Annotated in this window: 15 protein-coding genes; 3 read left to right on the forward strand and 12 right to left on the reverse strand. The window is 52.6% G+C overall.

Translation table 11 applies throughout. The features are described from left to right. Positions 1-69: 69 nt before the first annotated feature. The 5 genes from eno to rlmD all read right to left on the reverse strand — a co-directional run bounded on the left by eno (position 70) and on the right by rlmD (position 7,932). The gene (gene eno, locus ACOZIO_RS16015; protein ID WP_129954567.1) at positions 70-1,374 is read right to left on the reverse strand and encodes a phosphopyruvate hydratase; all 1,305 of its coding nucleotides are present in this window, start codon (positions 1,372-1,374) and stop codon (positions 70-72) included. Between the two features lie 75 nt (positions 1,375-1,449). Continuing rightward, positions 1,450-3,087, reverse strand: coding sequence for a glutamine hydrolyzing CTP synthase (gene pyrG / locus ACOZIO_RS16020; protein WP_013573994.1), 1,638 nt, complete (start codon positions 3,085-3,087; stop codon positions 1,450-1,452). A gap of 347 nt (positions 3,088-3,434) precedes the next feature. After that, on the reverse strand, positions 3,435-4,238 hold the full coding sequence (gene mazG, locus ACOZIO_RS16025) for a nucleoside triphosphate pyrophosphohydrolase (RefSeq protein WP_129954565.1): 804 nt from the start codon (positions 4,236-4,238) through the stop codon (positions 3,435-3,437). Between the two features lie 76 nt (positions 4,239-4,314). Beyond that, a complete protein-coding gene (relA, locus tag ACOZIO_RS16030) occupies positions 4,315-6,552 on the reverse strand; it encodes a GTP diphosphokinase (RefSeq protein WP_129954563.1) in 2,238 nt (745 codons plus the stop codon). 9 nt (positions 6,553-6,561) lie between these two features. Beyond that, entirely contained in the window at positions 6,562-7,932 is a 1,371-nt protein-coding gene (gene rlmD, locus ACOZIO_RS16035) for a 23S rRNA (uracil(1939)-C(5))-methyltransferase RlmD (protein ID WP_421595493.1), read from the reverse strand. 63 nt (positions 7,933-7,995) lie between these two features. Here rlmD and barA point away from each other — a divergent pair, with 63 nt between their 5' ends. Beyond that, positions 7,996-10,746 (forward strand): two-component sensor histidine kinase BarA, encoded by a 2,751-nt coding sequence (barA, locus tag ACOZIO_RS16040; RefSeq protein WP_217221037.1) that lies wholly within the window; start codon positions 7,996-7,998, stop codon positions 10,744-10,746. Positions 10,747-10,811: 65 nt separating this feature from the next. Here barA and ACOZIO_RS16045 read toward each other — a convergent pair whose 3' ends face one another. The 5 genes from ACOZIO_RS16045 to ACOZIO_RS16065 all read right to left on the reverse strand — a co-directional run bounded on the left by ACOZIO_RS16045 (position 10,812) and on the right by ACOZIO_RS16065 (position 16,596). Further along, positions 10,812-12,119 carry an amino acid deaminase gene (locus ACOZIO_RS16045; protein WP_421595494.1) on the reverse strand — a complete coding sequence of 436 codons (1,308 nt, stop codon included), beginning with the start codon at positions 12,117-12,119 and terminating at the stop codon, positions 10,812-10,814. 117 nt (positions 12,120-12,236) lie between these two features. Further along, complete coding sequence (locus tag ACOZIO_RS16050) at positions 12,237-13,376, reverse strand: glycerate kinase (protein ID WP_129954555.1); 1,140 nt, start codon at positions 13,374-13,376, stop codon at positions 12,237-12,239. 118 nt (positions 13,377-13,494) lie between these two features. Then, entirely contained in the window at positions 13,495-14,406 is a 912-nt protein-coding gene (gene garR, locus ACOZIO_RS16055; protein ID WP_255466764.1) for a 2-hydroxy-3-oxopropionate reductase, read from the reverse strand. Positions 14,407-14,416: 10 nt separating this feature from the next. Then, positions 14,417-15,187 carry a 2-dehydro-3-deoxyglucarate aldolase gene (gene garL, locus ACOZIO_RS16060; RefSeq protein WP_129954551.1) on the reverse strand — a complete coding sequence of 257 codons (771 nt, stop codon included), beginning with the start codon at positions 15,185-15,187 and terminating at the stop codon, positions 14,417-14,419. A 62-nt stretch (positions 15,188-15,249) separates the two neighbouring features. Continuing rightward, positions 15,250-16,596, reverse strand: a complete 1,347-nt coding sequence (locus ACOZIO_RS16065) for an MFS transporter (RefSeq protein WP_129991600.1) — start codon at positions 16,594-16,596, stop codon at positions 15,250-15,252. Between the two features lie 550 nt (positions 16,597-17,146). Between ACOZIO_RS16065 and garD the strand changes: the two genes are divergently transcribed. After that, the gene (garD, locus tag ACOZIO_RS16070) at positions 17,147-18,718 is read left to right on the forward strand and encodes a galactarate dehydratase (RefSeq protein WP_129991601.1); all 1,572 of its coding nucleotides are present in this window, start codon (positions 17,147-17,149) and stop codon (positions 18,716-18,718) included. A 71-nt stretch (positions 18,719-18,789) separates the two neighbouring features. Here garD and exbD read toward each other — a convergent pair whose 3' ends face one another. After that, positions 18,790-19,224 carry a TonB system transport protein ExbD gene (exbD, locus tag ACOZIO_RS16075; RefSeq protein ID WP_129954545.1) on the reverse strand — a complete coding sequence of 145 codons (435 nt, stop codon included), beginning with the start codon at positions 19,222-19,224 and terminating at the stop codon, positions 18,790-18,792. Between the two features lie 9 nt (positions 19,225-19,233). Next, the gene (gene exbB / locus ACOZIO_RS16080; RefSeq protein WP_238486045.1) at positions 19,234-20,160 is read right to left on the reverse strand and encodes a tol-pal system-associated acyl-CoA thioesterase; all 927 of its coding nucleotides are present in this window, start codon (positions 20,158-20,160) and stop codon (positions 19,234-19,236) included. Between the two features lie 522 nt (positions 20,161-20,682). Here exbB and ACOZIO_RS16085 point away from each other — a divergent pair. After that, complete coding sequence (locus ACOZIO_RS16085; protein WP_129954541.1) at positions 20,683-21,660, forward strand: TRAP transporter substrate-binding protein; 978 nt, start codon at positions 20,683-20,685, stop codon at positions 21,658-21,660. Positions 21,661-21,684 lie beyond the last annotated feature (24 nt).

A 21,684-nucleotide genomic window follows, 5' to 3' on the forward strand; every position in this document is an offset into this window, starting at 1 on the left:
TCCCCCTGAATTACAGGCATAAAAAAACCCGCCGGAGCGGGTTTTAAGAAAGCGTTACAGGCGCAGTAATTACTGACCTTTCACTTCTTTCAGACCGTTGAACGGAGCAGGAGTACCCGCAGCCGCCAGCGCTTCTTCGATACGGATCAGCTGGTTGTATTTAGCAACACGGTCAGAACGGCTCATAGAACCGGTTTTGATCTGGCCTGCAGCAGTACCCACCGCGAGATCGGCGATGGTAGCATCTTCAGTTTCGCCTGAACGGTGAGAGATAACGGCAGTGTAGCCAGCGTCTTTCGCCATTTTGATCGCAGCCAGAGTTTCGGTCAGAGAACCGATCTGGTTGAATTTGATCAGGATGGAGTTAGCGATGCCTTTATCGATACCTTCTTTCAGGATCTTGGTGTTGGTTACGAACAGATCGTCGCCCACCAGCTGGATTTTGTCGCCCAGAACTTTAGTCTGGTAAGCGAAACCATCCCAGTCAGATTCGTCCAGACCGTCTTCGATAGACACGATTGGATACTGTTTGGTCAGCTCTTCCAGGAAGTGAGTGAATTCTTCAGAGGTGAAAGCTTTGTTGCCTTCGCCGGCCAGAACGTATTTACCGTCTTTGTAGAATTCAGATGCCGCACAGTCCATTGCCAGAGTCACGTCTTTACCCAGCTCGTAACCTGCTTGTTTTACCGCTTCAGCGATAACAGCCAGAGCTTCGGCGTTAGAACCCAGGTTTGGCGCATAGCCACCTTCGTCACCTACAGCAGTACCCATGCCTTTAGATTTCAGCACTTTAGCCAGAGTGTGGAACACTTCTGAACCCATGCGGATAGCTTCTTTCAGAGTTTTGGCGCCAACAGGCTGGATCATGAACTCTTGAATATCAACGTTGTTGTCAGCGTGTTCGCCGCCATTGATGATGTTCATCATAGGCAGTGGCATAGAATATTTGCCCGGAGTGCCGTTCAGTTCTGCAATGTGTGCGTACAGTGGCAGACCTTTAGAAGCAGCAGCAGCTTTAGCAGCAGCCAGGGAAACAGCCAGAATCGCGTTAGCACCGAACTTAGATTTGTTCTCGGTACCGTCCAGATCAATCATGATCTTGTCGATGTTAGCCTGGTCTTTAGCGTCTTTACCGGTTACAGCCTGAGCGATAGGACCGTTTACAGCAGCAACGGCTTTCAGTACGCCTTTGCCCAGGAAACGGGATTTGTCACCGTCACGCAGTTCCAGCGCTTCGCGGGAACCGGTAGAAGCACCAGATGGCGCAGCAGCCAGACCGACAAAACCGCCTTCCAGATGAACTTCAGCTTCTACGGTCGGGTTACCACGGGAGTCGATGATTTCACGACCGATGACTTTAACGATTTTGGACATTAGGATTTCCTCAGTACAAGTTAACTAAAGCTTCAGTTAAACGACGTGCCTGAGACACGTCGTTTCCCCGGTATTTTATTTTACCTGACGCTTCTGATACTCACCGGCAGCCTTCACAAAGCCTGCAAACAACGGATGACCATCACGCGGCGTTGACGTAAATTCTGGATGGAACTGGCAAGCGACAAACCATGGATGATTCGGCAGCTCAATGATTTCCACCAGTTGCTTATCGCCAGAGCGACCGGCTACGCGTAAACCTGCGGCTTCGATTTGTTTCAGCAGCATATTGTTTACTTCGTAACGGTGACGATGGCGTTCAACTATTGTCGGCTCGCCGTACATCTCACGAACCAGGCTACCGTCGTTCAGGTGACATTGCTGCCCACCTACACGCATGGTACCGCCTAAATCACTGTCTTCGGAACGCACTTCAACGTTACCTTCTTCATCGCGCCATTCGGTGATGAGAGCAACCACCGGGAACTTACAGTCTGGCACAAATTCGGTAGAGTTGGCATTCTCCATACCCGCGACATTACGGGCGAATTCAATCAGTGCAACCTGCATACCCAGACAAATGCCCAGATAAGGAATGTTATTTTCACGTGCATAACGCGCTGTGGCTACTTTTCCTTCAACACCACGGTAACCAAAGCCACCCGGGATAAGGATAGCATCCAGACCTTTCAGCACTTCGACGCCACGGGTTTCGACATCTTGTGAATCAATAAGTTTGATATTCACGGTCAGTCGATTTTTCAGGCCGCCGTGTTTGAGCGCTTCAATCACAGATTTATACGCATCTGGCAGCTCAATGTACTTACCCACCATACCGATAGTGACTTCACCGCCCGGATTGGCCTCTTCGTAAACCACCTGTTCCCATTCGGACAAGTTGGCTTCCGGCGCATTGATGCTGAAACGTTTACAAATATAATCGTCCAGCCCCTGAGATTTCAAGAGCGCCGGTATTTTATAAATAGAATCAACATCTTTAAGAGAAATAACCGCTTTTTCCGGCACGTTACAGAACAACGCGATTTTTGCACGTTCGTTGGCAGGCACAGCGCGATCAGAGCGGCAGATCAGCACGTCTGGCTGAATACCAATAGACAGCAATTCTTTCACTGAGTGCTGAGTCGGTTTGGTTTTCACTTCACCGGCAGCGGCCATGTAAGGCACCAGCGTCAGGTGCATATACAATGTGTGCTCACGGCCGACTTCAACCGCCATCTGACGAATCGCTTCCAGGAACGGCAGGGATTCGATATCACCGACAGTACCGCCAATTTCAACCAACACAACATCGTGGCCTTCGCCACCTTCAATGATCCGTTCTTTGATGTTGTTGGTGATGTGCGGGATAACCTGAATGGTTGCGCCGAGATAATCGCCGCGGCGCTCTTTGCGCAGCACGTCAGAATAAATACGGCCCGTGGTGAAGTTGTTGCGGCGAGTCATCTTGGTACGGATGAAACGCTCGTAGTGACCCAGATCGAGATCGGTTTCAGCGCCATCTTCGGTAACAAAGACTTCGCCGTGTTGAGTTGGGCTCATCGTACCCGGATCCACGTTGATATACGGGTCCAGTTTCATGATGGTCACGTTGAGGCCACGGGCTTCAAGAATAGCCGCCAGAGAGGCTGCGGCAATGCCTTTACCCAGAGAGGATACGACCCCGCCGGTCACAAAAATATAATTAGTTGTCATGCTGAACCTGAGAGGTTAGGTTTAAAGATGATGGAGTAACCAAGACGGGAAAACAGTATACCGGAACCTTGTGTGCGCCACAAATAAACGTTTTGCTGTCCATCATCGTTTTCCTTACCGTCCGTTCACCAGGGTTAACCCTGCCGGCCCTGTTCTTTCATTCTTTCAAAAACAACCAGTTACCTTATTAAAAGTGCTGTGTTGCTCGCATGACATGCTAAAACATCTTAGATTTCAATTTGTTGGACTTTACTGCCGCAGATCAGCCGGTTAAGCCGTCCAGAGTACTGAGCTTAACCGTTTCAGCTTGTGCAGATATTGTTTCCGATCAAAGTCCCTTGTGGAACTCAGCCTTCCCGCTTTTTCACCTGTTGCCAGGCGGCTTCCATCTGTTCAAGCGTCGCCTCCTCCATGTTTAAGCCTTTTTCACGGATAATTTCCTCGACCTGCCTGAAACGGCGCTCAAACTTGCGGTTGGCCGCCTGCAATGCATCTTCCGCTTTATGACCTAAATGGCGTGAGAGATTAACGGTCGCAAACAGCAAATCCCCGATTTCCTCGCCGAGCTTTTCTTCATCAATCACCACCTGACGCGCTTCGAACATCACTTCATCGATTTCTTCGTACACTTTGTCGAGAACCGGTCCGAGCGTCGTCCAGTCGAAGCCGACATTCGAACAGCGCTTCTGGATTTTGTGCGCTTTCATCAGCGCAGGGAGGGCGGAAGGAATATCATCGAGCGCTGAATGCAGGGATTTCTCCGCCCGCTCCTGCGCCTTGCGCGCCTCCCATTTGACCAGTACGTCTTTGCTGCTGGCGTCTTTCGACCAGGCTGCTTCCTGCCCAAAAATTTGCGGATGACGGCGCTCTAATTTATCTGAAATGGCATTGCAGATATCGTCAAATTCAAACAACCCCTGTTCACTGCCCATCTGTGCGTAAAACACCACCTGAAACAGTAAATCGCCCAGTTCGTCGCGCACATCGTCGTAATCTTTGCGGGCAATGGCATCCAGCACTTCGTAGGTTTCTTCCAGCGTGTACGGGGCGATCGTCTCGAAAGTTTGCTCTTTATCCCATGGACAACCCGCTTGCGGGTCGCGCAGGGTTTTCATAATGGTGAGCAGGCGTTGCAAAGAAGATTCGGTCATAAGATCTGTCCGTTTTTAAAAGGTTGTCAGAAGCAAAAAAGAAAAGGCCCGTCGAACGGGCCTTAGAAGCAGGTAATTAACTGCCATGAAGTCGTTTGGCTTCAATCACATCCGGCAACTGGTTCAGTTTGGCAATCACACGCCCCAGAACCTGCGGGTTGTAGATCTCGATATCCATATCGATAGTTGCCAGTTGCTGACGGGTATCGCTGCGGCTGGCCACGCCGAGAACATTCACTTTTTCATTGGCCAGAATGGTGGTGATATCGCGCAGCAAACCGCTGCGGTCATTGGCGACGACACGCACGACCAGTGAATACCCGCTGGAATAGCTTTCGCCCCACACTGCATCAACCACGCGTTCCGGGGCATTTGAGCGTAAATCTTCCAGTTGATCACAATCGGCACGGTGGATTGAAATTCCGCGTCCCTGAGTAATGTAACCCACGATTTCGTCGCCCGGTATCGGCTGGCAGCAGCGTGCAATGTGGTGCATCAGATTGCCAACACCTTCAACCACCACGCGGCCATTGTCTTTGCTGCGGGTCGGTGGCGGTGTGGTTTTCTGCGTCAGCTGGCGCAGCGCTTCTTTGTCCAGTTCTTCCGCACTCGGCTTTTTAAGCTGCGACTGCAGGAAATTGACCATCTGATTCAGGCGGATATCACCGTTCCCGATCGCCGCCAACACTTCATCGAGCGAGTTAACGTTATAGCGTGGCAGCAGCAGTTTCTCGGCATCTTTGATGCTGATATCCAGCCGGTCCAGTTCGTCATCGAGGATTTGCTTACCGGCAATAATATTCTTATCGCGATCCTGTTTACGGAACCAGTTTTGAATTTTCGAACGTCCGCGGCTGGTCGTAACATAACCGAGGCTCGGATTCAGCCAGTCACGGCTTGGGTTCGCATGCTTCTGGGTGATGATTTCAATCTGATCGCCCATTTGCAACTGATAGGTAAACGGCACGATGCGGCCGCCAATTTTCGCCCCGATACACCGGTGACCGACATCGCTGTGGATGTGGTAGGCGAAGTCGAGCGGCGTGGAACCCATCGGCAGATCGATGACGTCGCCTTTTGGCGTAAACACGTACACACGGTCGTCGAAGACCTGGCTGCGCACTTCATCGAGCATTTCTCCCGAATCGGCCATCTCTTCCTGCCACGCAATCAGTTTACGCAGCCAGGCAATACGACCTTCGTAGCCCCCGCTGCGACCACCGACGACGGCGGTGCCTTCTTTGTATTTCCAGTGCGCCGCGACGCCCAGTTCAGCATCTTCATGCATCTGACGGGTGCGGATCTGCACTTCCAGCGTTTTCCCGCGCGGCCCTAACACCACGGTGTGAATCGACTGATAACCGTTCGGTTTCGGGTTGGCGACGTAATCGTCGAACTCATCCGGCAGATGGCGGAAATGGGTGTGTACAATCCCTAACGCGGCATAGCAATCCTGTAAGCGCTCCACCACGATACGCACGGCGCGCACGTCGAAGAGTTCGTCAAAGGACAGGGATTTTTTCTGCATCTTGCGCCAGATGCTGTAGATATGCTTGGGGCGTCCGTAAACATCGACTTTAATGCCCTCTTCGGCCATCGCGTTTTTAACGGTCGACACAAAATCGTCGATATACTGCTCACGATCAATACGACGCTCGTGCAGCAGTTTGGCAATACGCTTGTATTCGTCAGGGTGCAGATAACGGAAGCAAAAGTCTTCCAGCTCCCACTTTAGCTGACCGATACCCAGACGGTTGGCCAGGGGCGCATAAATATTGGTACATTCTTTGGCCGCCAGTACGCGCTCTTCTTCCGGTGCATCTTTCACTTCGCGCAGATGGGCGATACGCTCAGCCAGTTTCAGCACCACGCAGCGGAAATCTTCCACCATCGCCAGCAGCATGCGGCGGACATTATCCACCTGCTCGGAGGCCATAGAGTCGTTTTGCGTGGCTTTCAGCTGGCGGATGGCGTCCATGTCACGTACGCCGTGTACCAGATCAGTAATGCCCTTGCCGAACTGTTGAGTCAGAGTATCTTCGTCGATGATGCCGTCATCAACCAGCGGGAACAGAAGCGCCGCGCGCATACTGTCGTTATCCATACTGAGGGTCGAGAGGATTTCAACCATCTCCAGACCGCGCCACAGCAGCAACGAAGCGTCAGGATGGCCCTGCGTTTGTTGCTCGCAGTAGCGCCAGGTTTCGGCTAAACGCTCACATGATTGCTGGCTGGACAGTCCTAAACTGCTGATCCAGTCGTCGAGCGCGAACTCGCCAGCCGTATTCAGATGTGCACTTCTTACCGCAACCATACCCTCTCCCTACGTTTCTGACACAACACCTGTGTCAGACGGGTTGATAAACAGAGCCATCGATTCAAGATGCCCGGTGTGCGGGAACATATCCAGCATACGCACCTGAGCCAAGCGATAACCCGCCTCCAACAAAATTTTACTGTCCCGCGCCAATGTTGTGGGATTGCATGACACATACACCACACGCGCCGGGGCAAGCTTAACGATATGCGTCATGACGCCAGCAGCGCCACCACGGGCAGGATCCAGCAAGATTTTATTGAAACCTTGTGCCGCCCAGGGTTGTTTACTGACATCATCTTCCAGATTCTCATGAAAGAAGGACGCATTAAGTAATCCATTATTCCGGGCATTATCTTGCCCATTCGCCACCAGTGTAGCAACACCTTCGACGCCGACAACCTGCTTAGCTCTTTTTGCCAGCGGAAGGGTGAAATTCCCCATCCCGCAGAACAAATCCAGCACGCGATCTTCCGGCGTCAGTTCCAGCCACGCCAGGGCCTGCGCCACCATTTGCTGGTTAACGGCGTCATTTACCTGAATAAAATCGCGCGGGCCAAATTTCAGATCCAGACCCTCAATCTGATAATAAGGTGTCTCCCCGCACAAAAGCTCCAGCCTCTCACTGTCAGGGGCCAGAAAAATCGTTAACTGATGTTGCACCGCAAACGTCGTCAGGCGCGCGCGATCGGCCTCACTGAGCGGATCAAGATGACGCAGCACCAGCAGCGGGCCGTTATCCGCCAGCACCATTTCCAGATGTCCGAGACGCTTCGCCGCCGATAATGACGACAAACATGCCTGCACCGGTATCAGCAGTTGCTCCAGTTCAGGCCGCAGCACCGGACAACGGGTCACCGCCACCAGATCGTTTGAGCCTTCCTGACGAAATCCCATTATCAGCGTGCCATTTGCCGGACCCGCTTTACGCCCCGGCTTAACGCCCGCGATTTGCAATCCGAGACGCGCACGGCGGCGATAACCGTATTGCGGGCCCGCAATCACCGGTTGCGGTTGTGCCTCAATACCGGTTTCCCGTGAAATCAGACGTAATAACGCCGCCGATTTACTGCGCTGTTGTAGCGATTCGCTGACATGCTGTTGCTGACATCCGCCGCAGGTCGCATAGTGCGGACACACCGGTTTTACCCGATCATCGCTGGTGGTCAGCAAACGCTTCAGCTTACCTTTGGCGTACTTACTTTTATCTTCTGTTAAAGTGACGTCTGCCTGTTCACCGGGCAGTAAGCCACTGACAAATACGGCTTTGCCATTGTGACGCGCCACACCTTGCCCGAAAGCATCAAGGTCGGTAGCGGTCACAGTTATCGTTTGCCGGGTCGTCACACGACGGTTCGGAGAGTAGAATTGAGCCATTATTGTCGATTACACGCTGGTTTATTAAGCTTACTTTAGCTAATTCTCCCACATTGGAACCTCATGACCAAATATAGCCTTCGCGCACGGATGATGATCCTGATCCTGGCACCGACCTTAATGATCGGTTTGCTGCTCAGCACCTTCTTCGTGGTGCACCGCTACAACGAGTTGCAAAACCAGCTGACAGAAGCCGGAGCCAGCATTATCGAGCCTCTGGCAGTCGCAAGCGAATATGGCATGACGTTCCGGGAACGCGAACCGGTCAAACGGCTGATCAGCCGCCTGCACCGCAATCATTCTGATATTGTGCGCAGCATCAGCGTGTTTGATGGTGAGAACAAGCTGTTTGCCAGTTCGACCAGCCAGCATGACGGCAGTCCGTTGCAGGTAAAACGCGTCGAAGACATTCCCCGTGAGCTGACGAAAACCCGCTCCGGCGATGTACTGATCCTGCGCACGCCTATTCAGGCCGAAAATCATACAGAAGCCGATGATGAGACGTTCAGCGCCTCGCCGGACAACCGTCTGGGTTACATTGCTATTGAACTGGATTTACGTTCGGTAAAACTGGCGCAATATCAGGAAGCGTTCGTTTCCACCATGCTGTTGTTGCTGTGTCTGGGTATCGCCACGCTGTTCGCTTACCGCCTGATGCGCGACGTGACAGGGCCGATCCGTAATATGGTGAATACCGTTGACCGTATCCGCCGCGGGCAACTCGACAGCCGCGTGGAAGGCAACATGCCGGGCGAACTGAGTATGCTGAAAAACGGCATTAACTCGATGGCGATGTCACTGACGGCCTATCATGAAGAAGTACAACAGAATATCGATCAGGCTACGTCAGACCTGCGCGAAACGCTGGAGCAGATGGAAATACAGAACGTCGAGTTGGATCTGGCGAAGAAACGCGCACAGGAAGCGGCGCGTATCAAATCTGAATTCCTGGCGAACATGTCCCACGAGTTGCGTACACCGCTTAATGGCGTGATCGGTTTTACCCGCCAGACACTGAAAACACCGCTTTCGCCAACACAGGCAGACTATCTGCAAACCATTGAGCGTTCAGCGAATCATCTGCTAACCATCATTAATGACGTGCTGGATTTCTCCAAGCTGGAAGCCGGCAAACTGGTGCTGGAACATATTCCGTTCTCGCTGCGTGAAATGCTCGATGAAGTGGTTATTTTGCTGGCGCATACCGCGCATGATAAAGGTCTGGAACTGACGCTGAACGTCCACAACAACGTGCCGGAAAACGTGCTGGGCGATCCGATGCGCATGCAGCAAGTTGTGACTAACTTGCTGGGAAATGCCATTAAATTTACCGAAACCGGCAACATCGATATTAATGTCGAACTGCGTTCGCAGAACAATTTGCAGGTGGAACTGGAAGTGCAAATCCACGACACCGGCATCGGGATTTCCGAACGTCAGCAGTCACAACTGTTCCAGGCTTTCCGTCAGGCAGATGCCAGCATTTCGCGCCGGCATGGCGGCACCGGATTAGGGCTGGTGATCACCCAGCGTCTGGTGAAAGAAATGGGCGGAGACATCAGTTTCTATAGCCAGATAAACCGCGGTTCGACCTTCTGGTTCCACGTGACACTTGAGCTGAATGAAAACCGTCATATCACGCCGGTCTCCATGAGTCATCTTGAAGGCAAACGTCTGGCCTATGTTGAAGCCAACCCGGCGGCGGCGAAAGCCACGATGGAAATCCTGCAGGCCACCCCCCTGGACGTTACGCATCGCACCACGCTGACTGCGCTCCCTGATCCGTGGTATGACATCATGTTGTGCAGCATTCCGGTCAAACAGGATCAGGTTCCCGCAGACTACGACGGTAAATTACAGAAAGTGCTGGGCATGACACAGCATCTTCTGCTGGCGTTGCCGAGTCAGTTCCAGGTGAATGCCGAAGAATTGAAAAGACGTGGCGTTCAGGCCTGTCTGATTAAACCGATGTCGAGCATCCGCCTGCTGCCGTTGTTGCTGCACCAACAGCAGCCTTCCGTCAGGGTGATCGGCAATGATGAAGACAAGACCTCGCGCCTGCCGCTGACCGCCATGGCGGTGGATGACAATCCGGCAAACCTTAAACTGATTGGCGCCTTGCTGGAAGAACTGGTGGAAACCACCGTGCTTTGCCACAGTGGTGAAGAAGCCATCGAGGTTGCCCGTCATACCGATCTCGACATTATTCTGATGGATATTCAGATGCCGGATATCGACGGCATCCGTGCCAGCGAAATCATCCACCAGATGGCAAGACATACCAACACACCGGTCGTGGCAGTCACTGCGCACTCGCTGAGCGGCGAACGTGAACAGTTACTGAAACTGGGCATGGACGATTATCTGTCTAAACCCATTGATGAAAGCATGCTGAAAAATGTCCTGTCACGCCACCATCAGCATCAGACACAACTGGATTCACCGTTACAGGCCAGCGAGTCACTCGCGCCGATCAGCACGCTCGACTGGCAACTGGCGCTGAGTCAGTCAGCCAATAAAGTTGCGCTGGCTCAGGATTTGTTGCAAATGTTGGTGGAATTCCTGCCCCAGGTGGCAGAACGGGTGGAAGCCGTCACCCGCGGCGAACCGGACAACGATATTCTGGCGCTGATCCATAAGCTTCATGGCAGTTGCAGCTACAGCGGTGTGCCGCGCCTTAAGCAACTGTGTTTCTACATTGAACAACAGCTGCGTCAGGGTGTCAGCGTGGAAATACTCGAACCGGAATGGTTTGAATTGCTTGATGAAATTGACAACGTCAAGCGTGCGGCAGTGGCCTATTTACCCCGCTAGCAATACGACAGTAACAAGATTAACGCCCGGCCCGGGCGTTTTTACAGACTGTCAGATGATGTTCCTCAGAACCAGGTCGTTACCGCGCCCGTGACATCCCACTGTTCGTTCACCAGCAGCAGATGACGCCATTTGTCAAAAGTCAGGCACGGATGGCAGATATCAAACACCAGCATATCGCCGACTTTCAAATCTGCCCCTTCCGGGATCGACATAAACGCATGCTGATCCATCATCGCGAACACTTTCCAGTCGTCAGGTGCCGGCACTACCGTGGTGTATCCTGCCTGCGTGGCACTGCGCGGACGAAAATGTCCGGCGGCTTTCGGGTATCCGGCGTCATAACCGGCATCACGTTTGCCGAGCGCGATAATCGCCCTGCCCGGTTCCGGCAAAGACTGCACGGCCGCCCAGACCTGCAACGCCGGCTGTAAGCTGCTGTTCATTTCACGCGCGACAGGATTGCTGGTTTGCATGCGTTCCAGCGCGGCCTGATACGCGCCAACATCGTGCGTCACATAACAGCCTGAGCGAAGAATAATATCCAGCGTGTAGCGTTTTTCAGCATCCAGATGCGTTTCTTTTCGTGTCAGTTCCTCCGCCACCACATCAAACCAGGCAGAACCTGCGCCGGTTAAAATAACCCGTGGCTCGGCAAATTCTCCGGCCTCTGCCAGCGCTTCGGTGCGCGCCATCACGTGACGCAGGAAGCCGCGGATCACCGCTTCATCATTGCTCACGCCTTCATAAAGCTCGACGCCCACCAGCGCCAGCGATTGCGGCCAGCGTTTTACCGCCGCCAGCACGTCGGCTTCCTGCTGTTCTGTCCGGATACCGGTACGCCCGCCCGCGATACCGTATTCAAACATCACCCGCAGTTTCAACTGATTGCTGGAGAAGTAATGCCCGAGCGCGTCGGCATTTTCGGCCGAATCCACAATACAGGTAAAATCAAAGGCAGTGTCTGCACGCATCAGACCGGCGATTATCGCCATGTTGCCTTTCCCCACCAGCTGATTCGCCATAATGATTTTACGCACGCCGTGAGCAAACGCCGCGCTGACCTGGGGAGGTGTCGCCAGCGTAATACCCCAAGCGCCGAATTCCAGCTGCATCTGATACAGTTCAGGGCTCATGGTCGTTTTGCCATGAGGTGCCAGTTTCAACTGATAGCGCTGGATAAACTCACGCATCCAGGCAAGGTTGTGTTCGATTCGTTCTTCGAGCAGTACGGCCACCGGCAGGCTGACATCTTCACGCAGGATATTCCAGCCCTGTTCACGGATATCGCCCATACGTGCACCGGCGCGCAACGGCCCCAGACCTTTCGTGTGTGTATTAACCGGCTGCTGTGAAAAATCAGTCTCTGACATACGTGTTTTCTCATTGGCGAATGTCTTTAAAACCTAACGTAAAACTGCTGCAAATAAAATACAAAAACCGGCGCAGGCGGAGCCTGAACACCGGTTTTTTATCCTAACAGCTGTCGGTTAAAGCTTTTGCGATAGCTTAACCGTCGCGGCAATATTTCGTGCAGATTTACGCAGGTTGTCTGCGGCGTTTTTCAGGGCATCATCAAGCGTACAAATGCTGTAGAGCACGCTGAAAACAGCATCCAGCCCATGGTCATAAACAATATCAACATCTTTTGTCAGACTGCCGGCGATGCCAATCACCGGTTTATTGTAACGTTTAGCCACCCGCGCCACACCGATCGGCACTTTGCCGTTGATGCTCTGGCTGTCAATCCGCCCTTCGCCGGTGATCACCAGCGTGGCGTCTTTCACCAGTTCATCCAGCCCCAGCGCGTCGGTGACAATCTCAATACCCTGGCGCAGCTCAGCATGACAGAACCCGTAAAGTGCAGCACCCATGCCTCCGGCCGCACCGGCTCCGGGAACATACTCAACGTCAATACCCAGATCTTGTTTGATCACCCGGGCGTAATGGTGCAGATAGCCGTCAAGCTGTTGGATCATCTCCGGTGTCGCGCCTTTTTGCGGCCCGAAGATGGCAGAAGCGCCATCCTTACCGGTCAGCGGATTCGTGACGTCACAGGCCACTTCGAAGCGGCATGTTTTAATTCTCGGATCCAGCCCGCTGATATCAATGCGATGCAGTTTTTCCAGCTCGCCGCCGCCCTGGCCTATCGGCTTGCCCTCTTTGGTCAGCAGCTTCGCGCCCAGTGCCTGCATCATGCCTGCTCCGCCATCATTGGTGGCGCTGCCGCCAATCCCGATAATGCAGTGTTTTACGCCGTGGCCAAGGGCAGAATGGATCAGTTCACCTGTGCCGTATGACGTGGTTTTCAGCGGATTGCGTTGCGCAGGGGGAACACTTTCCAGCCCGCTGGCCGCCGCCATCTCGATGAAAGCGATTTTCTCATCACCTGAAAGCCCGAAGAATGCTTCCAGCGGCGTGCCCAGTGGTCCGGTCACATTCACTTTCACCACCCGTCCGCCGGTGGCTGCAACCATCGCTTCCACCGTGCCTTCGCCGCCATCGGCAACCGGTAACTTGACGTACTCCGCGTCGGGGAAAATTTCACGGAACCCGCTCTCAATGGCTTTTGCCACATCCAAAGCTGACAAACTTTCTTTGTATGAATCCGGTGCGATCACTATTTTCATAAAGTCATTACCTTCATAAACTGCGTGCGCCGATGTGGGAAAGCGCCCTGTCAGTTTTGCATCCTGCCTGAAGGGTCGCGCGCCACCGTGTTCATTAGCGCCGCGCGTCCGCCGCAGACTAACGGGTAACTTCAACCTTCGCTAAGGTTTCATAATAGCGCGCAATGGCGCTATGGTCAGATTGCCCGTGACCATCCGCTTTCAGAGCCTGCATCATTTCCATGACCAGCGAGGTCAGAGGCAGTTGTGCGCCGACGCTGTGGGAGGTATCAAGTGCGTTTGCTAAGTCTTTGATGTGTAAATCAATACGGAAGCCCGGTTTGAAGTTGCGATCCATCACCATCGGCGCTTTCGCTTCCAGCACGGTACTGCCCGCCAGACCACCACGGATAGCCTGGAAAACCAGATCCGGATCGACGCCCGCTTTGGTTGCCAGCACCAGCGCTTCTGACATCGCAGCAATGTTTAGCGCCACGATCACCTGGTTCGCCAGTTTGGTCACGTTGCCCGCCCCGATATCCCCGGTATGCACAACGGAACCGGCCATAGACTTCATGATTTCATAGCATTTATCGAACACCGCTTTGTCGCCGCCGACCATTACGGACAGCGTACCGTCGATGGCTTTAGGTTCTCCGCCTGAGACCGGAGCATCCAGCATCGCGATGTGTTTAGCAGCCAGTGCTTCACTGATTTCACGGCTTGCCAGCGGGGCGATTGAACTCATGTCGATGAGAATGCTACCCGGACGCACACCCTCAATCAGACCGTTTTCACCCAGCGCCACTTCCCTCACCTGCGGTGAGTTTGGCAACATGGTGATAATCACATCGGAAACGGCAGCAACCGCTTTTGGCGTGTCGGCGGCCGTTGCGCCGAGTTTTACGATTTCACTTACGTTATCCAGATTGCGGTCCATGACGACCAGCTCATAACCTGCTTTCAGCAGATTTTTGCTCATAGGCTTGCCCATGATGCCTAAACCAATAAAGCCAATTTTCATTCGGGTATCCTCTTTATAATGATGTATTGAGAGCAGATCACTGGGTGAAGCGATCGCACAGCGCCTGTGTACCTGCGCGGAAAACGCCTAAATCACTGCCGACCGCCACAAAGGTCGCGCCCCATTCCAGATAACGGCGGGCATCGGCTTCAACCGGAGCCAGAATACCGCTGGGTTTGCCATGCGCTTTTGCACGCGCAAAAATGTGACGGATAGCGGCCTGCACGTCCGGGTGCCCGGCGTTGCCAAGATGTCCCATGCCGGCGGCCAGATCACTCGGGCCGACGAAAATGCCGTCGATGCCATCAACAGCAGCAATGGCATCCAGATTGTCGACGCCTTGCTGGCTTTCGATTTGCACCATCACCGCAATGTTGTCATTGATGCGGGTGAAGTAATCCGGCACGGTGCCGAACATATTGCTGCGGTGTGAAACGGAAACGCCACGGATCCCGGCGGGCGGATAACGGGTTGATGCTACGGCCAGTTCTGCCTGTTCCTGTGTTTCTACAAACGGGATCAGAAAATTATAAAAACCGATGTCCAGCAGGCGTTTAATCACCACCGGATCATTAAATTGCGGACGGACCACCGGTGCGCTGCGGCTGCCTTTCAGCGCCATCAGCTGTGGCACAAAAGTACCGACATCGTTGGGTGCATGCTCACCATCAAGCAACAGCCAGTCAAAACCCGCCACACCCAGCACCTCGGTTGAAATCGGGCTGGATAATGCTGACCAACATCCAATCAGGGTTTTCCCTTGCAACAAATCCTGACGAAACTGATTTGGAATCATTTGATTACTCATATCTGATATCTGACCTCATCAAAGGGGCAGAGCCGGATATCCGGAATGCCCCGCATCACAATTTACTGTTTCTTAAGTTCCAGCCGTTTGATATCGCCGACCACCAGCAGATAGCAAAGCATTGCCATCAGTGCTGAACAGCCCACAAAAATTAATGCCATATTGAAAGAGTGCAGACCTTTCACGATGTAGCCGATCACCAGCGGCGTCACGATAGAGGCGACATTACCGAATACGTTGAAAATGCCGCCGCACAAGCCGATGACTTCTTTCGGTGCGGTATCGGCAATCACCGGCCAGCCGAGCGCGCCGAAGCCTTTACCGAAGAAGGCCAGCGCCATCAGGGTAACGACCAGCGCATTATTGTCGGTGTAATTGCACAAGATGATGCTGGTGGCTAATAACATGCCCAGTACGATAGGAATTTTACGGGCCACGGTCAGCGAGTAACCACGTCTGATCAGAAAATCCGAGAACACGCCACCCAGCACACCGCCCGCAAAACCACACAGCGCAGGGATGGCGGCAATCATCCCGACTTTAAGAATAGACATACCCTTTTCCTGAACCAGATAAATCGGGAACCAGGTCAGGAAGAACCACGTAATGCTGTTAATGAAGTACTGACCGAAGAAGATCCCGAGCATCATGCGGCTGCTCAGCATCTGACGGACGTAACTCCATTTCGGACCACTTTTCGCGCTGCCGGTTTTCTTGTGGTCGATGTCCACCACCGCACCGCCGTCTTTCAGATACTCCAGCTCGCTTTTAGAAATATGCGGATGTTCCGGCGGGTTGTGAATGAATGTGATCCACACCAGCGTCAGCACAAAACCAATCACGCCCATGACGATGAAAACATGTTCCCAGCCCCAGGCGTAGGTCAGCCAGCCCAGCAACGGTGAGAACAGCGCCAGGGAGAAATACTGGGCGGAGTTAAAAATTGCGGAAGCCGTGCCGCGTTCAGTGGTCGGAAACCAGGCTGCCACGATACGGGCATTTGCCGGAAAAGACGGCGCTTCTGAAAAGCCGAGCATGAAGCGCAGCATGAACAGTGTCAGTGCACCGTAAGCCAGCGGAAACCAGCCCACAAATCCCTGCAACAGGGTGAACAGCGACCAGAAGAACAAACTGTAGGTATACACTCTTTTGGAGCCAAATCTGTCCAGCAGCCAGCCGCCGGGTAATTGCATAATCAGGTAAGCCCAGCCGAATGCTGCAAAGATTTGTCCCATGTCGGCAGCATCCAGACCCAGCTCACGCGCGACCTCAGTACCCGCGATAGAAAGCGTTGCGCGGTCAGCGTAATTGACCGCCGTGATTAAAAAGATAATCAGCAAAATATAGTAACGTATGTGCGTACGTACCTTACTTTGCACGACTGTCCTGGACTGAGATTCAATGTTCATGGTGACCCTCATTATCATAATGCGAAAAATTTCAGGGAAATTACCGTTATCGAAATAACGTTTTACATTCACCTGTGGTTATTCGCCGTACAGTTTCTTCATTCGAAACAGGCAACAAACGTTTTATTTATGATCGCCTGACATTTACCTGTATTACTTTCAACATCACCTTCAGAGGGCCAATACAGTATAAAAAAGAGGTTCCAAAATAACATTGTGCATTCGCCCAAGAATACCCCCGCTGATTGTGACTATTCTTTTGCATACACACATCGGTGTGGGAGGAGACTCACAGATTGTGCAAAGGCGATAACCGCGCCAACAAAAGGGTGATTAGCATCACATTGATTCTGTCACCTGCCACACAGAATGACATCCAACAGGCAAAAAGCTGGTCAGTTGCACAATGAGGTTCCCTGAAGACTGCCTTATAATGGATTCCATATCCTGTATTACCCGAGTATGTTTACAAGAGTCTTATTGAGCGTCAACTTCAGAGAATTAACCGGGATATATTATTCCGGGATGTTTAATAAACGCGGAGACAGTTATGTCACGTAATAAAGATAAAGAACACGCTACCGAAGCGCTTTTTATTAAAGTTCATGAAAGCGATAACGTAGCAATTATTGTGAATGACAACGGCTTAAAGGCCGGCACCCGATTTGCTAATGGTCTGGAATTAATTGAGCATATTCCGCAAGGCCATAAAGTGGCACTAGAGCCGATTGCCAAAGGCGGCGATATTATCCGTTACGGAGAAGTCATTGGTTATGCAGTACGGGATATTGCGCAGGGCGGATGGATCGACGAATCACTGGTAGAATTACCGGTCGCGCCTGAACTTGACAGCCTGCCGCTGGCCACCCGTGTACCGCCGGAACTGCCACCGCTGGAAGGTTATACCTTTGAAGGTTACCGTAATGCCGACGGCAGCGTCGGCACCAAAAACCTGCTGGGGATCACGACCAGTGTGCACTGCGTGGCGGGCGTCGTAGACTACGTGGTGAAAATCATTGAGCGTGATTTACTGCCTAAATTCCCCAATGTCGACGGTGTCGTGGCGTTGAACCATCTTTACGGCTGCGGTGTGGCGATTAATGCGCCTGCGGCGATAGTGCCGATCCGCACCATCCATAACCTGGCACTGAACCCAAATTTTGGTGGCGAAGTGATGGTAGTCGGTCTGGGTTGTGAAAAATTACAACCAGAGCGGTTACTGGAAGGCACGCCGGATGTGCAGGCAATCTCACTCGATGACACACACATTGTGCGTTTGCAGGATGAGCAACATGTCGGTTTCCAGTCGATGGTGGACGATATCCTGACCGTCGCACAATTTCATCTGGAACGCCTGAACCGCCGTCAGCGCGAAACCTGCCCGGCTTCAGATCTGGTGGTGGGCACGCAGTGTGGCGGCAGCGATGCTTTCTCAGGCGTAACTGCCAACCCGGCGGTAGGTTATGCATCAGACCTTCTGGTGCGCTGCGGCGCAACGGTGATGTTCTCGGAAGTGACAGAAGTACGCGACGCCATTCATTTGCTGACGCCTCGCGCTGCGGACGTCGACGTGGGTAAGCGTCTGCTGGAAGAAATGGCCTGGTACGATAATTATTTGTCGATGGGCCAGACTGACCGCAGCGCTAATCCGTCTCCGGGCAACAAAAAAGGGGGGCTGGCTAATGTGGTTGAAAAAGCGCTGGGCTCCATTGCTAAATCCGGTACCAGTGCGATTTCTGAAGTGTTGTCACCCGGACAGCGTCCGACCAAAAAAGGCCTGATTTACGCCGCCACACCTGCCAGTGATTTTGTCTGCGGAACCCAGCAGTTGGCTTCGGGGATTACCGTTCAGGTATTCACTACCGGACGCGGTACGCCATACGGTCTGCTCGCCGTGCCTGTGATTAAAATGGCCACACGCACCACACTGGCAAACCGCTGGCATGACCTGATGGACATCAACGCCGGGACAATCGCAACGGGTGATGCCACTATTGAGGATGTGGGCTGGGAACTGTTCCATTTCATTCTGGACATCGCCAGCGGGCGCAAGAAAACCTGGTCAGATACCTGGGGCATCCACAATGCACTGGCGGTGTTTAACCCCGCCCCCGTGACCTGAGTCACCGATCCTCCGATAAACCAAAGGCCAGCAAATGCTGGCCTTTTGATGTTTCTGCACTGAAGAAAAACCTACTGCGCCGCTGCGGCACCGGCTTGTTCTGCACCGACCAGCCCGACTTTCAGATAACCGGCTTTACGCAGGTTATCCATCACACTCATCAGCGTTTCGTAATCCACACTCTTATCCGCACGGAAGAAAATCGTACTCTGTTTATTGCCCTGAGTACGCTCATCCAGCATGGCGGTCAGATTACTGCTGTTGACCGGTGTATCACCGAGAAACAGTTGCTTATCAGCTTTTACCGACAGGAAAATCGGTTTCTCCGGACGCGGCTGTTGTTTTGCCGTCGAAGCCGGTAAATCTACCCGCACATCTACGGTAGCCAGCGGCGCTGCCACCATGAAAATGATCAGCAATACCAGCATGACGTCGATAAAAGGCGTGACGTTGATGTCATGCATTTCACCACTTTCGTCGATATCATCGTTTAACCGAATAGCCATAATCTGTTCTTACCCTACACGTAACTGACCTGTCTGACCGCGTGGCGTATTGCTTTTGCTGGCAGCCAGATCCAAATCACGGCCCTGTAACAGGATTATCTGCGCCGCCACATCGCCGACCTGATGACGATAAGAGGTGATAGTACGGGCGAAAATATTGTAGATCACCACCGCAGGGATGGCCGCAATCAGGCCCACAGCCGTCGCCAGTAAGGCTTCGGCAATACCCGGTGCCACGACCGCCAGATTGGTGGTCTGCGTCTGTGCGATACCGATGAAACTGTTCATGATGCCCCATACAGTACCGAACAGGCCGACGAACGGAGAGATTGCCCCGATGGTCGCCAGAATACCATTGCCACGGCCCATGTGGCGGCCGGCAGCGCTGACGCGGCGCTCAAGGCGGAAACCCGTCCGCTCCTTAATACCGTTGTTGTCAGTTGATCCTGCAGAGAGTTCAAGCTCGTTTTGGGCATCACGGATCATCTGCGCGCTGATGCTGCTGGCGGCAAAACTTTCAGCCTGCTCGGCAGCTTCATCCAGCGTACGAACAGAAGACAACGCGTCAAATTCACGGCGCATACGGCGTTTGCCGGTGAAGACGTCTGCCCCCTTGCTGAATAACAACGCCCAGGTGACCACAGAAGCCAGCAACAGACCGATCATGACGGTTTTCACCACCACATCAGCATGATGGTACATGCCCATAACAGACAAATCGGTTGGAATGACAGGTGCGGTATCCGTTGGTGCGGGTTGCATCACCGGAGCCGCCGTTGCCTCACGGGTTGCCGGTGCTGGGGTATCCGCCGTTGCAGGTTGAGTTGCAGCAGAACTGACGGCTTGTCCAGCCGGCGTCGCCGGTGCCGCCATCGCGTTGCCACTCAGGCCAGCAACCAACATTAACGACATCAGTAATGAGGTCGCCTCTTTCATCTTATTGCGAGCCGTTTTCACGCGTCGCCTCCAGCCAGAATCAGTATGTAGAAAGAATGAATAACGTCGGATGATATCAAAAAAAAACACCTAATTGATAGTCGTTCTCATTATTATTTACATTATCCCGCCTGGCGACCTGCGTGTCATTGACTGATCACAAGGTTTTTCCTTTTTGCACAAAGGATGAACAATTTAATCTCCGTCACATTTCCCGGAAGAATTACACCATTAATCAATCATCTGACGCTTATTACCCAAGTCAAAACAATGTTTTAAATATTAAGCAACGGCTTTTTATATTTGTTATAAGTTTGTGATAACGCTCAAATACCGCGCAACAAAAAATAAGGTAATGTGCTTCTACTGGGGAAGACCACACACCGGCACCCTATGTATCCTTTTAATTTACAAGCTTATTTAGTCATTTTTAACATGGACAGGTTGCACCCCCCGGGTACACCGTGTTCGACGCTTGCTCTCATTTATCTTTCCCTTACTGAGTACCCTGGAGACAAACTGATGAAAATGCAAAAAGCACTTCTCAGCCTTTGCCTGAGTTCCGCGACCCTCTTATTTACCCATGGCGTGGCAGCACAAACGCTCAAAGCCGCTGATGTACATCCGCAAGGCTATCCCAACGTAGTCGCCGTCCAGCACATGGGCGAAAAACTGCAAAAGCAAACGGACGGACGCCTCGAGATTAAAACGTTCCCGGGTGGCGTACTGGGTGATGAAAAGCAGGAAATTGAACAGGCACAGCTTGGTGCGCTGGATATTATCCGTGTGTCGATGACACCGGTTGCCTCGATTTTGCCGGAAATTAATGTTTTCACCCTGCCCTACATTTTCCGCGACGAAAATCATATGCATAAAGTACTCGACGGTCAGATCGGTAAAGAGATCGGCGATAAGATCACTAACAACCCGAATTCACGGCTGGTCTTTCTTGGATGGATGGATGGCGGAACACGTAACCTGATCACCAAACAGCCGGTGGTGAAACCGGAAGATTTGCATGGCATGAAAATCCGCGTACAGGGCAGCCCTATTGCACTGGCAACGCTGAAAGCGATGGGCGCAAATCCGGTGGCGATGGGTGTCAGTGAAGTGTTCAGCGGTATGCAGACCGGCGTCATCGACGGCACTGAAAACAACCCGCCCACTTTTGTCGCCCATAATTACCTGCCGGTTGTGAAAAACTACACCTACAGCCGCCATTTCATCATCCCTGAACTGTTCCTGTATTCAAAAGTGAAATGGGACAAGCTGAAACCGGAAGACCAGCAGTTAATCCTCAAACTGGCAAAAGAGGCGCAGGATGAACAACGCGAACTGTGGAAAACCTATAACGAGAAAGCCCTCGCCACCATGAAAGCAGGCGGCGTGAAATTCTATGAAATTGACCCTGCAACCTACGTCAAAGCCACACAATCCGTGCGCGATGAATTCGGTAAAGATCATCAGGATCTGATGCAGCAAATCGCTGACGTGAAGTAAACCCTGACACTGGCAGTCTGCGGA

Origin of the sequence: Rahnella sp. PD4 (genome assembly GCF_049199325.1) — a bacterium.
Taxonomy (GTDB): domain Bacteria; phylum Pseudomonadota; class Gammaproteobacteria; order Enterobacterales; family Enterobacteriaceae; genus Rahnella; species Rahnella perminowiae.